The 13,350-nt window shown below is 67.0% G+C and carries 14 protein-coding genes, 1 tRNA gene and 1 pseudogene; 12 read left to right on the top strand and 4 right to left on the bottom strand.

The window, feature by feature from the left end:
* The coding region (locus tag CVM52_RS18900) for a DUF1674 domain-containing protein (protein ID WP_133119900.1) at window positions 1-132 on the top strand (132 nt) is incomplete at its 5' end.
* Between the two features lie 87 nt (window positions 133-219).
* On the opposite strand, the gene dapB is transcribed toward CVM52_RS18900, so the two are convergent.
* A complete protein-coding gene (gene dapB, locus CVM52_RS18895; RefSeq protein WP_100163991.1) occupies window positions 220-1,029 on the bottom strand; it encodes a 4-hydroxy-tetrahydrodipicolinate reductase in 810 nt (269 codons plus the stop codon).
* A gap of 84 nt (window positions 1,030-1,113) precedes the next feature.
* On the opposite strand from dapB, the gene rbfA reads away from it, so the two are divergent.
* From rbfA to CVM52_RS18865, 6 genes are all read left to right on the top strand, one after another.
* Complete coding sequence (gene rbfA / locus CVM52_RS18890; RefSeq protein WP_100163990.1) at window positions 1,114-1,509, top strand: 30S ribosome-binding factor RbfA; 396 nt, start codon at window positions 1,114-1,116, stop codon at window positions 1,507-1,509.
* Entirely contained in the window at window positions 1,506-2,252 is a 747-nt protein-coding gene (locus CVM52_RS18885) for a phosphodiester glycosidase family protein (protein ID WP_100163989.1), read from the top strand. The genes rbfA and CVM52_RS18885 overlap by 4 nt, the downstream gene beginning before the upstream one ends.
* 68 nt (window positions 2,253-2,320) lie before the next feature.
* Window positions 2,321-3,220 carry a tRNA pseudouridine(55) synthase TruB gene (gene truB, locus CVM52_RS18880; RefSeq protein ID WP_100163988.1) on the top strand — a complete coding sequence of 300 codons (900 nt, stop codon included), beginning with the start codon at window positions 2,321-2,323 and terminating at the stop codon, window positions 3,218-3,220.
* A 90-nt stretch (window positions 3,221-3,310) separates the two neighbouring features.
* On the top strand, window positions 3,311-3,820 hold the full coding sequence (locus CVM52_RS18875; RefSeq protein ID WP_100163987.1) for a DUF1643 domain-containing protein: 510 nt from the start codon (window positions 3,311-3,313) through the stop codon (window positions 3,818-3,820).
* A gap of 133 nt (window positions 3,821-3,953) precedes the next feature.
* Window positions 3,954-4,223, top strand: coding sequence for a 30S ribosomal protein S15 (rpsO, locus tag CVM52_RS18870; RefSeq protein WP_100163986.1), 270 nt, complete (start codon window positions 3,954-3,956; stop codon window positions 4,221-4,223).
* 167 nt (window positions 4,224-4,390) lie between these two features.
* Entirely contained in the window at window positions 4,391-5,632 is a 1,242-nt protein-coding gene (locus CVM52_RS18865) for an Hsp70 family protein (RefSeq protein ID WP_100163985.1), read from the top strand.
* A 40-nt stretch (window positions 5,633-5,672) separates the two neighbouring features.
* Here the strand turns inward: CVM52_RS18865 and CVM52_RS18860 are convergent, their stop codons facing one another.
* A complete protein-coding gene (locus CVM52_RS18860) occupies window positions 5,673-6,527 on the bottom strand; it encodes a hypothetical protein (RefSeq protein ID WP_100163984.1) in 855 nt (284 codons plus the stop codon).
* 241 nt (window positions 6,528-6,768) lie between these two features.
* Here CVM52_RS18860 and pnp point away from each other — a divergent pair, with 241 nt between their 5' ends.
* The 3 genes from pnp (at window position 6,769) to CVM52_RS18850 (ending at window position 10,054) form a co-directional block, all read left to right on the top strand.
* Window positions 6,769-8,901, top strand: a complete 2,133-nt coding sequence (pnp, locus tag CVM52_RS18855) for a polyribonucleotide nucleotidyltransferase (protein ID WP_100163983.1) — start codon at window positions 6,769-6,771, stop codon at window positions 8,899-8,901.
* A gap of 223 nt (window positions 8,902-9,124) precedes the next feature.
* The gene (locus CVM52_RS27490) at window positions 9,125-9,292 is read left to right on the top strand and encodes a hypothetical protein (RefSeq protein ID WP_205964988.1); all 168 of its coding nucleotides are present in this window, start codon (window positions 9,125-9,127) and stop codon (window positions 9,290-9,292) included.
* Window positions 9,293-9,343: 51 nt separating this feature from the next.
* Window positions 9,344-10,054, top strand: a complete 711-nt coding sequence (locus tag CVM52_RS18850; protein WP_100163982.1) for a glycosyltransferase family 25 protein — start codon at window positions 9,344-9,346, stop codon at window positions 10,052-10,054.
* Between the two features lie 141 nt (window positions 10,055-10,195).
* Here CVM52_RS18850 and uvrB read toward each other — a convergent pair whose 3' ends face one another.
* Complete coding sequence (gene uvrB, locus CVM52_RS18845; protein ID WP_100163981.1) at window positions 10,196-12,394, bottom strand: excinuclease ABC subunit UvrB; 2,199 nt, start codon at window positions 12,392-12,394, stop codon at window positions 10,196-10,198.
* A gap of 150 nt (window positions 12,395-12,544) precedes the next feature.
* Between uvrB and CVM52_RS18840 the strand changes: the two genes are divergently transcribed.
* Entirely contained in the window at window positions 12,545-12,856 is a 312-nt protein-coding gene (locus CVM52_RS18840; RefSeq protein WP_100163980.1) for an ETC complex I subunit, read from the top strand.
* A 113-nt stretch (window positions 12,857-12,969) separates the two neighbouring features.
* Window positions 12,970-13,046 (top strand) — tRNA-Arg (locus tag CVM52_RS18835).
* A 102-nt stretch (window positions 13,047-13,148) separates the two neighbouring features.
* Here CVM52_RS18835 and CVM52_RS27035 read toward each other — a convergent pair.
* Window positions 13,149-13,350, bottom strand: a pseudogene (locus CVM52_RS27035) (hypothetical protein); the annotation flags it as partial.

The following is a 13,350-nucleotide window of genomic DNA, read 5'->3' as shown; positions in this document are numbered from 1 at the left end:
GAGGCGGAGGCGCGCCGCCGCAAGGCCGCCGCCGAGGCCCGGCCGCTGCCGAAAGAACTGGGCGGCCGCGACGGGCCCGAGCCAGTCCGCTATGGCGACTGGGAGAAGAAGGGCCTCGCCATCGATTTCTGAACCGGCCAGGCGGCTGGGGGCCAAGAGTTTTCTGAAAACTCTTGGCAAAACTTTTCTGAAAAGTTTTGCCCGGCGGGAATGGCTGGCTCAGAGCCCCAGCACGTCCACCATGTCATACTGCCCCGGTGCCTTGTCCTGACCCCAGAGCGCGGCCTTGAGCGCGCCGCGGGCAAAAATCGCCCGGTCGGTGGCGACATGGCGCAGGATGATGCGTTCGCCGGGGCCCAGGAACATCACGTCATGTTCGCCGACGACGTCGCCGCCGCGAATGGCGGAAAAGCCGATATCCCCGCCGGTGCGCGCGCCGGTGATGCCGTCGCGGCCGCGGTCGGCCACCTCGCCCAGCGCCACGCCGCGGCCCTCGGCCGCGGCTTCGCCCAGCATCAGCGCGGTGCCCGAAGGCGCGTCGACCTTCATCCGGTGATGCGATTCGACCACCTCGATATCGAACTCGGCATCCAGCGCGCGCGCGACCTTTTTCGTCAGCTGCATCAGCAGGTTGACCCCCAGGCTCATATTGCCGGCGCGGATGATCACCGCGTGGCGCGCCGCCGGGGCCAGCCGGGCGATCTGGTCTTCGGTCATGCCGGTGGTGCCGATCACATGCACCGCGCGGGCCTGCGCCGCCAGTTCGGCAAATTCCAGCGTCGCCTCGGGCGCGGTGAAATCCAGGACCGCCTGGGCGCTGGCAAAGGCTTCGAGCGGGTCGTCGGTGACCTTGACCCCCAGCGGCGCGCTGCCCATCGCCTCGCCCAGGTCCTGGCCGATCCAGGCATGGCCGGCGCGTTCCACCGCGCCGGCCAGGCGCACCTTGTCGCTGTCGCTGACCAGCCGGGTCAGCATCTGGCCCATGCGGCCCGACGCTCCGGTGATGACGATGCCGGGATGGTGTGTCATGGCGCTCTTCCTTTTTTCGCTTGCGGTTCGATACCCTGTCGCGCCGCGCTTGGCAAAGGCCGCGCAAAGGCTTAGATCCCGACCATGGCCAAGAACCGATTTCATGACGGGGCCGGCCCGTCGCAACGCCAGCTTCGTGTTGGAGAACTGATCCGCCGCACCCTGTCCGAGGTGCTGGCGCGCGGCGACGTGCACGACCCGGATCTCAACCGCCTGTCGATCACCGTGGGCGAGGTGCGCACCTCGCCCGACCTGCGCGTGGCCACCGCCTTTGTGCTGCCGCTGGGCGGCAAGGGGCAGGACGAGGTGCTGGGACTACTGGCGCGCAACAAGGCGGAACTGCGCCGGCTGGTGGCAAAAAAGCTGACGCTGAAATTCTCGCCCGAGCTGCGCTTTCGCCTGGACGAGACCTTCGACCGGATGGACGACACCCGCCGCATGTTCGACCAGGCAGCGGTGCGCCGCGACCTGGACCAGTGATCCGCGCCCTGGCCCTTTGGGCCGCGCTCGCCTTCAGCGGGGCGGCGGCAGCGGGCGCGACGGCGGTGGAGTGCCGCGACCTGACCTTCGAGGATACCGGCTATACCGTCTGCGTGGTCGAGGCCCGCGCAGCCGATCTGCGGCTGTTCCTCTATGACGAGTCCGGCCGGGTGTTTGGCCAGTTCGGCGAGGTCGACACCGCGCTGGGCCGGCAGGGCCAGCGGCTGGCCTTTGCGATGAATGGCGGCATGTATCACAGCAACCGCGCGCCGGTGGGCTATTACGTCGAAAACGGCGTCGAGCTGATGCATGTGATTCCCAATGCCGGGCCGGGCAATTTCGGCCTGCTGCCCAATGGCATCTTCTGCATCCGTCCGGGCCGCGCCGACGTGATCGAAACCCTGGCCTTTCTCGACCAGCCGCGCGACTGCAGCTTTGCCACCCAGTCGGGGCCGATGCTGGTGATCGATGGGGCGTTGCATCCGCGGTTCTTGCCCGACAGCACCTCGCGTCATATCCGCAACGGGGTGGGCACCACGGCAGATGGCGGGCATGCGGTTTTTGCGATCTCGGACAGCGCGGTGACCTTCCATGAATTCGGCCGGCTGTTCCGCGACGGGCTGGGCCTGCCCAATGCGCTGTATCTGGACGGCAGCGTTTCGCGCCTTTACGCGCCGAGCATCGGACGGGCCGATGCGGGGTTTGCCCTGGGGCCGATCCTGGGCGTGGTGACGCCACAATAGGCCGGCGCCGGTTGACCGGCGCGGCCGCCTGCGTATAACGCCGCTTTCGCAACCAAGGGGAGCGCCGCATGGCACGCAAGGGACGCGACATTTCCGGCTGGCTGATCATCGACAAACCGGCGGGGCCGACCTCGACCGCGGTGGTGAACAAGGTGCGCTGGGCGCTGGGGGCGAAGAAGGCCGGCCATGCCGGCACGCTGGATCCGGAGGCCACCGGGGTGCTGGCGGTGGCGCTGGGCGAGGCCACCAAGACGGTGCCCTATGTCACCGACGCGCTGAAGGCCTATGCCTTTACCGTGCGGCTGGGCCAGGCCACCAATACCGACGATGCCGAGGGCGAGGTGATCGCGGCCAGCGATATCCGCCCGAACGATGACCAGATCAAGGAGGCGCTGCACGCCTTTGTCGGCGAGATCATGCAGGTGCCGCCGCAATTCTCGGCGGTGAAGATCGATGGCGAGCGCGCCTACAAGCGGGCCCGCAGCGGCGAAGAGATGGCGCTGGAGGCGCGGCCGCTCTGGGTTGAGGAACTGGTGATGACCGGGCGGCCCGACGCCGATCATGTCACCCTGGAAATGACCTGCGGCAAGGGCGGTTATGTCCGCGCCATCGCCCGCGACCTGGGGCAGGCGCTGGGCTGCTACGGCCATGTCACCGGCCTGCGCCGGATCTGGTCGGGGCCGTTCACCGCCGAGGACGGGTTGTCGCTGGACCAGGTCGAGGCGATGGCGAAAACGCCGGAGCTGGATGGCTATCTGAAACCGCTGGAACTGGGCCTCTCCGACCTGCCCGAGCTGCGCTGCACCCCGGAAGGCGCGGCGCGGCTGCGCAACGGCAATCCCGGCATGGTGCTGGCCGCGGCGGTGGAATATGGCGACGAGGCCTGGGCCTCGCTGGACGGGCGGGCGGTTGCGGTCGGGATTTACAAGGCCGGCGAATTGCATCCCAGCCGGGTGTTCAACCCCTAGCGCGGGCGGCATCGGCAGGGCGCCGCGACCCCGGCAAGACCGCGCCGGATCGCGCTTGAAGGCGGCGGGGAAGGCTGGCAAAGAGCCGCCATGATCACTCGCAATCACACCAAGGGCGACGCGCCATCCACCGCGGTCTATTCCGACTGCGAGAACTATCGCTATAGCCTGACGCGGGTCTGGGACGCCGGTGGCGGGACGGTGATGTTTGTCATGTTGAACCCGTCGAAGGCGACCGAGGTGCAGAACGATCCGACGGTCGAACGCTGCGAGCGGCGGGCGCGGGCGCTGGGTTATGGCGGCATCCGGGTGACCAATATCTTCGCCTGGCGCGAAACCGATCCCAAGCAGCTGCGCGCGGCGGCGGCACCTGTCGGTCCGGACAATGACGCCGCGCTGCGCGACGGCGCCGCCTGGGCCGACCGGATCATCGCCGGCTGGGGCACCCATGGCGAACATATGGGGCGCGGGGCGCAGGTGGAGGCGCTGCTGCGCGATACCGGCAAGCCGCTGTATCACCTGGGGCTGTCGCGGGCCGGGCATCCGCGCCACCCGCTATACATCACCTATGCCCGGCGGCCCGAGCCCTGGGCGCAATAAGCCTTTGCCATTCGGCGCGAAACTCCCTATACGCGCGCATCTGCGGCGGAATCGCCGTGGAGCATCTCCACGGGCCTGTGCTGGACGACATCCCGGCCTGCGCCATCCACTCTAACCTCTGAAGGAGACCCCGATGTCGATTACTGCGGAAGAAAAAAACCGCCTGATGAAGGAATACGCGACCAAGGACGGTGACACCGGGTCGCCCGAAGTGCAGATCGCGATCCTGACCTCGCGCATCTCGACGCTGACCGAGCATTTCAAGACCCACAAGAAGGACAACCACGGCCGCCGTGGCCTTCTGAAGATGGTGGCCCATCGCCGCAAGCTGCTGGACTACCTGAAGGGCAAGGATGTGTCGCGCTATCAGAACCTGATCCAGAGCCTCGGCATCCGCCGCTGAGCCCGGTTCGGGACGAAGGTTGAAAGGGTCGCCAGCGGCGGCCCTTTTGCTTTTGGGGCCGTGCGGTTTGGGTGGAGCGACCCCGCAGCCCAGCCGGGGCGGCGAATCGGCTTGCCCCCGGCCCGCAACTCGATTAGCGGAGGCGCTTTTTCCGACGGGGCGGCGCCATGCAGACTGACACACTCGCAATCGATTTCGGAACCTCGAATTCCGCCGCGGCCATCCCCAACGGCAGCGGCATCCGCCGCATCGCAATCGAGGCGGCCGCCGACACCTTGCCGACGGCGGTGTTCTTTCCCGCCGATGCCGGTGCCATGCGCATCGGCGCCGCTGCAGGCGCGGCGCTGATCGACGGGCAGGAGGGGCGGTATATGCGGGCGCTGAAAAGCGTGCTGGGCCTGCCGCTGCTGCATGAATCGCGCCTGATCGGCGGCCGCCGCCGCACCCTGGCCGAGATCATCACCGCCTTTCTGGCCGAGCTGCGCCAGCGCGCCGAAGCGGCCACAGGTGGCCAATTTCGCCGCGCGCTGTCGGGGCGGCCGGTGCATTTCCACTCGGCCGACCCGGACAAGGATGCGCGGGCCGAGGCCGATCTGCGCGCCTGTTACCTGGCGGCCGGCTTCGACGAGGTGGCTTTCCTGGCCGAACCCGAGGCCGCGGCCCTAGCCTGTCACGGCATGGGCACGGCGGCCAAGATCGGGCTGGTTGTCGATATCGGTGGCGGCACCTCGGATTTTTCGGTGTTCCGCAGCACTGGGGCGCGGCCCGAGATCCTGGCCAATCACGGCATCCGCCTGGGTGGCACCGATTTCGACCATGCGGTGGCGATGGCTCATGCGATGCCGCCGCTGGGGCTGGGCGGCCAGCTGCGCCGCGAGATGGGCAGCGGGCTGCTGCCGGTGCCGCGTGCGCCCTATGTCGACCTGGCGACCTGGGCCAAGATCCCGTTCCTCTACACGCCCGAGATGCGCCGCATGGCCGCTGGCATGGTGCGGGTGGCCGAGGACCGCGCGGCGATGGAACGGTTCGAGGCGGTGCTGGAGCTGGAACTGGGCCACGAGCTGGCCTTTGCTGTCGAGCGCGGCAAGATTGCCGCCAATGCCGGCGGCGCGGCGGGCGAGATTGCCATGGGATTTATCGAGCCGGGCCTGGCGGCCACGGTCACGCCCGGCGACCTGGATGCCGCCCTGTCGGACAACCGAACGCTGCTGCGCGGCGCGGCGGCCGAAACCCTGGCTCTGGCCGGGATCGGCCCCGACCGGATCGGCCGGGTGATCCTGGTTGGCGGGTCGAGCCTGATGCGCTTTGTCTCGGACGAGATGCGCGACCTGTGCCCGCAGGCCGAGATCCTGCAATCCGAGGCGTTCACCGCTGTGGTCGATGGGTTGGCCGTGGCGACCCGTCACTGACCGAAGTTGCGCTGACTTCCGCCTGCAGGCGCGCCTTGGGCTAGTTCGCCGGCAGGCTGGCGCAGTTCACCTGCGTGTTCAGCGGGAATTCCAGCCCGTCCAGCACCGCGCGATGACCGCAGAGCATGGGTTTGCAGGCCCAGTCCTTGTCGGTCAGGCGCATACCGCCATCGGGCATGACCAGCAGTTCGATCCGGCACAGGGTGCCGTCGAACCGTTCCTCGTAAACCCAGCCGCCCTGAACCGGGTGCGCCGGGCCGCCGGCGCCACAGACATGGCCGCCGCCCTGGACGCTTTCCAGCGCAAAGACGGCTCGGCCATCGCCCGCGACATCAAGGCGAAGGGTGCTGTGCCGGTTCTGGAAGCAATAGCCGGTGCCGCCGCCGCCCTGCCGGGTTCCGGCGCCGGCGCCGCTTTTGGGCTGGCAGGGGATCTGCGAGACGCGAAACCCCGGCCCGGCAATGTCGTCGATGCGCCAGAACCCGTCTTCGGCGATGAAGTCATAGGTGATCTGCGCCGGTTCGCCGAAGACGCTGAATCTGGCGGTGACGCTGTGGCGCGCGGCATCGCCACCGCTGGTGATGGCCAGCGTGCGCATGATTTCCTGGGCGTCGAAATCCTGCCCGGGAATGTCGAAGGAAAAATCGACACAGGCCATCATCAGGTCATCGCCATAGCTGTCGTTGGCCTGGTAAAACGCCACCATCCGGCGGCTGAAATACTCCGCGCGCCGCTGCGGTGCGGACAGGTAGGCCAGCCCCTGATCCGGCCCCGGCTGCAACCGCGAGCTGTAGATCCAGCGCACCGTGTCTTCCGGGCCCTGCGCACGGGCCGGGCCGAGGGTTGCAAGTGTCAGCAGAACCGCCGCCGCCAGTGCCAGACCCCACCGCATCATCTGCCGCCCCTCCCTGATCCGGGAGCGAGCCTAGCGGATGTGGGGGGCGGATCAAGTCCGCGGGAGGGCGCTCACACAGTCCTTTTCAAACAGCCCAAAGACGTGTATTGGCGCGCAATCTGAGACGTTGTGCCCAGATCCCGGCACTCGAGAGCAAGATGGAAGGGATCGGCGGCAATGGGGCCGCCACGCAAACGGGAGACCCGGAGGGCCGGGAGCGCTCCCATTACAGGATACGCAGATGTTTGACGTAACGACGAAATCTATGCAGTGGGGCGAAGAAACCCTCACTCTGGAAACGGGCAAGGTTGCCCGTCAGGCCGATGGCTCGGTCATCGCCACGCTGGGGGAAACCTCGGTCATGGCCAACGTGACCTTCGCCAAGGAAGCCAAGCCCGGTCAGGATTTCTTTCCGCTGACCGTGCATTACCAGGAAAAATACTATGCCGCGGGCAAGATCCCGGGCGGCTTTTTCAAGCGCGAGGCGCGGCCGACCGAAAAGGAAACCCTGACCGCCCGCCTGATCGACCGGCCGATCCGGCCGCTGTTTGTGCCCGGCTTCAAGCATGAAGTTCTGGTCATGTGCACCGTGCTGAGCCATGACCTGGTCAACGACCCGGATATCGTGGCGATGATCGCCGCCTCGGCCGCGCTGACCATTTCCGGCGCGCCCTTCATGGGGCCGATCGCCGGCTGCCGCGTCGGCTTTGCCGATGGTGAATACGTGCTGAACCCCGATGTCGAGGACATGCACGACCTGCGGCTGAACCCCGAGCAGCGGCTGGACCTGGTGGTTGCGGGCACCAAGGACGCCGTGATGATGGTGGAATCGGAAGCCTATGAGCTGACCGAGGCCGAGATGCTGGGCGCGGTGAACTTTGCGCATCAGCAGATCCAGCCGGTGATCGACCTGATCGTCAGCCTGGCCGAGGATTGCGCGAAAGAGCCCTTCGACTTTACCCCGCCGGATTATTCCGAGCTGTCGGCCGCGGTGAAGGCCGCCGGGGAAGAACAGATGCGCGCCGCCTACGCGATCAAGGACAAGCAAGAGCGCGTGTCGGCCGTGGCCGCCGCCCGCGAGGCGATCAAGGCAGCCCTGAGCGAAGAGCAGCTTGAGGATGCCAATCTGGGTTCGGCGATGAAAAAGCTGGAATCCGGTATCCTGCGCGGCGACGTGGTGAAAAACGGCAACCGGATCGATGGCCGCAAGACCACCGATATCCGCCCGATCGTGGCCGAGGCAGGGGTTCTGCCGCGCACCCATGGTTCGGCGCTGTTCACCCGCGGCGAAACCCAGGCGCTGGCGGTGACCACGCTGGGCACCGGCGATGACGAACAGTTCATCGATGCGCTGCATGGCAACTTCAAGGCCAACTTCCTGCTGCACTACAACTTCCCGCCCTATTCGGTTGGTGAAGTGGGCCGTGTCGGCTCGCCCGGCCGTCGCGAGATCGGCCATGGCAAGCTGGCCTGGCGGGCGCTGCAGGCGGTGCTGCCGGCCCCGACCGACTTCCCCTATACCATTCGCGTCGTCAGCGAGATCACCGAGTCCAACGGCTCGTCCTCGATGGCGTCGGTCTGCGGCGGGTCGCTGTCGATGATGGATGCCGGCGTGCCGCTGAAGGCGCCGGTGGCCGGTGTGGCGATGGGCCTGGTCCTGGAAGAGGATGGCTCCTACGCGATCCTGTCCGACATTCTGGGCGACGAAGACCACCTGGGCGACATGGACTTCAAGGTGGCGGGGACCGAAAACGGCATCACCTCGCTGCAGATGGACATCAAGGTGGCCGGCATCACCCCGGAGATCATGGAAAAGGCACTGGCCCAGGCCAAGGACGGCCGGATGCATATCCTGAGCGAGATGTCCAAGGCGCTGAGCGAAGCCGGGGCCTTCTCGGTCCATGCGCCGCGCATCGAGACGATGACCGTGCCCACCGACAAGATCCGCGAAGTGATCGGTTCGGGCGGCAAGGTGATCCGCGAGATCGTCGAGGTCTCGGGCGCCAAGGTCGACATCAACGATGACGGCGTGATCAAGATCGCCTCGCCCAATGGCGATGCCATCCAGAAGGCCTATGACATGATCTATTCGATCGTGGCCGAGCCGGAAGAAGGCAAGGTCTATAAGGGCAAGGTGGTCAAGATCGTCGATTTCGGCGCCTTCGTGAACTTCTTTGGCAAGCGCGACGGGCTGGTGCATGTCAGCCAGATCGAGAACCGCCGCCTGAACCATCCTTCGGACGTCCTGAAGGAAGGCCAGGAGGTCTGGGTCAAGCTGCTGGGCTTTGATGATCGCGGCAAGGTGCGCCTGTCGATGAAAGTCGTCGACCAGGAGACCGGCGAAGAGGCACAGAAAGAAGAAGCGGCCGAATAAGGCCCGCCTTTGCGACAGAAACTTGAAACCCCCGGCCCAGCGCCGGGGGTTTTGTTTTGCGGCGACGGGATGTGCCGCCGGATTGGGCAGCACCGCCTGCCGATCGACCCTCTCGGCGCGCGTGGCGCGGGCGCGGACAAATCGCCGGAACCTGTGGTGGCGGGGCGCGTTCACGCTTGCTAGGCTGCCGGCATTTGATAAGGGTATTTCCAAGATGCGCCCGTTGATTCAATTTTTCCTCGAGCCCTGCCTGCTGCTGGGTTTTTTCGGCCTCGGCCTGATCATCCAATCCGCCGCCACCGCTGACGGCCGCGCCGCCTGGGCCGCGCCGCAGGCGGTCGAGATAAGCCTGCTGCGCTGTGCCGGGGCCTGCCGCTCGGGTGGTGAATAGCCGGGCGCTCATGCCGCTGGTGCAAGGGCGCGGCGCGCGCTAGGCAGGGGCATGCGCTCCTATATCATTCACATGTCGTCCAGCACCGCGCGGCGGGCCAATGCCGAACAGCTGCTGCAGGATCTGCCGGCGGCCGAGCTGGTCGAGGCGGTGGATGGCCGCGACCCGGCGCAGCTGGCCGGCATGGCGGTGCATTCCGGCGACCTGCACGCGCCGGCCTATCCCTTTGCGCTGCGGCCGCCCGAGATCGGGGTGTTTCTCAGCCATCGCCGGTGCTGGCAAAAGCTGGTCGAGAGCGGCGCGGATTTCGCGCTGATCGCCGAGGACGACCTGGCGGTGTCGCCCGACGGGCTGGCGCGGGCGCTGGCGCTGGTGGCGGCGCATGGCCGGCCGGACATGTATATCCGCCTGCCGGTGAAGGACCGCGAGCGTGCGGGCCGGGTGCTGGCCCGCGATGCCGAGATGCGGCTGCTGCTGCCGCGGGTCATCGGCCTGCAATGTATCTGCCAGGTGGTCGGGCGCGATGCGGCGGCGCGGCTGCTGGCGGCAACCGCGGCGATCGACCGCCCGGTCGATACGCTGTTGCAGATGCACTGGGTCACCGGCCAGCCGGTGCACACGATCCTGCCCAACGGCAATCGCGAGGTCGCGGCGCAGATCGGCGGTTCGACGATCCAGGCGCGGCCCTCCGGTGGCCGCCTGTCGCGCGAGATCAAGCGGGCGCTGTACCGGGCGCAGCTGTGGCTGCGCCCGCAGCGCTGACCCGCCGCGTCGGGCAGTCCTGAGCGCCTGGGCCAGGTGGTCGGGGGCCGCACCTGCCCCTCCCGGTCCTGCATTCTCCAACGGCGCGGCAAAGGCGCCGGGCGGGAACTGCGGTTCTGTTCAACCGGCTCTCTGCCTTCGTCAGCGTTTGCGCCGTTTCACATTGCCGCCGTGCTGCCCCGGCCGCCCTGCAGTGCTGCGCCCCTTGCTTTTCACCGCCGCCTCGGCGGCGGCGTCGACCGCCGACTGGCGCGCCAGCGGGTCGTCATGCACGGCGAGGTCGACCGCTTCCAGCCGCTTGATCTCGTCGCGCAGGCGGGCGGCCTCTTCGAATTCCAGGTTCTCCGCCGCCTTGCGCATGTCGGTCCGCAGCCCCTCCAGCACCGTCTGCAGGTTGCCGCCCTGCAGCGCCGGGTTGATCTTGGCGGTGACCCGGTTCATGTCGACATCGCCCTGGTAGAGCCCGGCGAGGATGTCATCGACATTCTTCTTCACCGTCGCCGGCGTGATGCCATGCGCCTCGTTATAGGCGATCTGTTTGGCGCGTCGGCGGTCGGTTTCGCCCAGGGCGCGCTCCATCGAGCCGGTGATGCGATCGGCATACATGATCACCCGGCCCTCGGCGTTGCGCGCGGCGCGGCCGATGGTCTGGATCAGCGAGGTTTCCGAGCGCAGGAAGCCCTCCTTGTCGGCATCCAGGATCGCCACCAGCCCGCATTCGGGAATATCCAGTCCCTCGCGCAGCAGGTTGATGCCGACCAGCACATCGAAGGCGCCCAGGCGCAGATCGCGCAGGATCTCGATACGCTCCAGCGTGTCGATATCGGAATGCATGTAACGCACCTTGATGCCCTGCTCATGCAGGTACTCGGTAAGGTCCTCGGCCATCCGCTTGGTCAGCGTCGTGACCAGCGTGCGGAAGCCCTGGGCGGTGACCTTGCGCACCTCGTCCAGCAGGTCGTCGACCTGCATCTCGACCGGGCGGATCTCGACCACCGGATCCAGCAGCCCGGTGGGGCGGATCACCTGTTCGGTAAAGACGCCGCCAGCCTGTTCCAGCTCCCACGCTGCGGGGGTGGCGGAGACGAACACCGATTGCGGCCGCATCGCATCCCATTCCTCGAACTTCAGCGGGCGGTTGTCCATGCAGGAGGGCAGGCGGAAGCCGTGCTCGGCCAGGGTGAACTTGCGCCGGTAGTCGCCGCGATACATGCCGCCGATCTGCGGAACGCTCACGTGGCTTTCATCGGCGAAGACGATGGCGTTGTCGGGGATGAACTCGAACAGGGTGGGGGGCGGCTCGCCGGGGGCGCGGCCGGTCAGATAGCGGGAATAATTCTCGATCCCGTTGCAGACGCCGGTGGCCTCCAGCATCTCGAGATCGAAATTGGTGCGCTGTTCCAGCCGCTGCGCCTCCAGCAGCTTGCCCTCGCCCACCAGCTGGTCCAGCCGCTGGCGCAGTTCCTTGCGGATGTTGATGATCGCCTGCTGCATCGTCGGCTTGGGGGTGACATAGTGGCTGTTGGCATAGACCCGGATGCGGTCCATCGCGCCCGTCTTTTCGCCGGTCAGCGGGTCGAACTCGGTGATGCTTTCCAGTTCCTCGCCGAAGAAGGACAGTTTCCAGGCGCGGTCTTCCAGGTGGGCGGGAAAGATCTCCAGGGAATCGCCGCGCACCCGGAAACTGCCGCGCTGAAAGGCCTGGTCGTTGCGGCGGTATTGCTGCGCCACCAGGTCGGCCATCACCTCGCGCTGGTCATAGAGGCCGCCCACCTTCAGATCCTGGGTCATTGCGCCATAGGTCTCGACCGAGCCGATGCCGTAGATGCAGGAGACCGAGGCGACGATGATCACGTCATCGCGTTCCAGCAGCGCCCGCGTGGCCGAGTGGCGCATGCGGTCGATCTGTTCGTTGATCTGGCTTTCCTTCTCGATATAGGTGTCCGAGCGCGGCACATAGGCCTCGGGCTGGTAATAGTCGTAGAAGGACACGAAATATTCCACCGAGTTCTCGGGGAAGAAGCCCTTGAACTCGCCGTAAAGCTGCGCCGCCAATGTCTTGTTCGGGGCCAGGATGATCGCCGGGCGCTGGGTCTCTTCGATGACCTTCGCCATGGTATAGGTCTTGCCGGTGCCGGTGGCGCCCAGCAGCACCTGGTTCTGTTCGCCCTCGCGCACGCCCTGGGCCAGTTCGGCAATCGCGGTGGGCTGGTCGCCCGCCGGCTGGAACTCGGTCTGCATGACGAATCTGCGCCCGCCCTCCAGCTTTTCCCGGGTCTTCACGTCGGGCGCCGGGGCGGCCATCAGCGGCAGGGTCTTGTCGGAATGGGCATAGGGCATGGAGATTCCTTTCCAGCCAGAGTTTGGTCACTTTTTGTTCCGGTTCAAGAGGTGCCGCGCAGGCTGCTGACAGATTGCGGAATTGCGCCTTGCCCCGCCGCACCCAGTTGCGCATAAAGACATGACGTTCGCCGGTTGGAGAGACTGCCCATGCGCGCCCGCATCTACAAGCCCGCCAAGACCGCCATGCAGTCGGGCACCGCCAAAACCCAGGACTGGGTACTGGAATTCGCGCCGCAAAGCGCGCGCTCGGTCGACCCGCTGATGGGCTGGACCTCGTCCGGGGACATGCAGAGCCAGGTGCGCCTGCGGTTCCCGACCAAGGAGGCGGCGCTGGAATATGCCCAGGACAAGGGCATCGATGCCCAGGTGCTGGAACCCAAGGCCCGCAAGGTCAATATCCGCCCCGGCGGCTATGGCGAGAATTTTGCCACCAACCGGCGCGGCGCCTGGACCCACTGACCGCATTTTTGCACAGGCCCGGTATTGCGGGGCGCCGCCGCCCCGCCGCATCTTGCCCAGCACCGGGCGCTTCTGTATGGGCAAAGCCAGCGCCCGTGCCCGGGCGCTTCGGCGGTCCCGTAGCTCAACTGGATAGAGCAGCCGACTTCTAATCGGCAGGTTCGGGGTTCGAGTCCTCGCGGGATCGCCAGCACATCGGCCGCGCTTTGGTTCCAGTTCCCACCCAAATCCCTGTCCGAATTTCTCGCCAGCGCCGGTGTTGTGGCCTTGCGCCGGGCGATTTTGGCGCCGGTCAGAGAAAGCCGCGCCAGGCCAGCAGGGTGATCACCAAGGCGGCGGTCAGCAGCAGTGAGAAGGCCAGCGCGCCCAGGATGTCGAGTGCCAGGGCGCGACGGCGGTCGGCGGTGTCGAGCGTGGCGAGGTGGCTTTTCAGCGCCTCGGCGGCGGCGGCGAGGCGGGGCTGGTCCAGGGTCGGGCGCAGGCGCGGGTTGTCG

It is taken from the genome of Pseudooceanicola lipolyticus (assembly GCF_002786325.1).
In the GTDB taxonomy this organism is placed as follows: domain Bacteria; phylum Pseudomonadota; class Alphaproteobacteria; order Rhodobacterales; family Rhodobacteraceae; genus Pseudooceanicola_C; species Pseudooceanicola_C lipolyticus.
The sequence above is the reverse complement of the archived record's forward strand: the minus strand, read 5'-3'. Positions and strand labels throughout refer to the sequence as shown.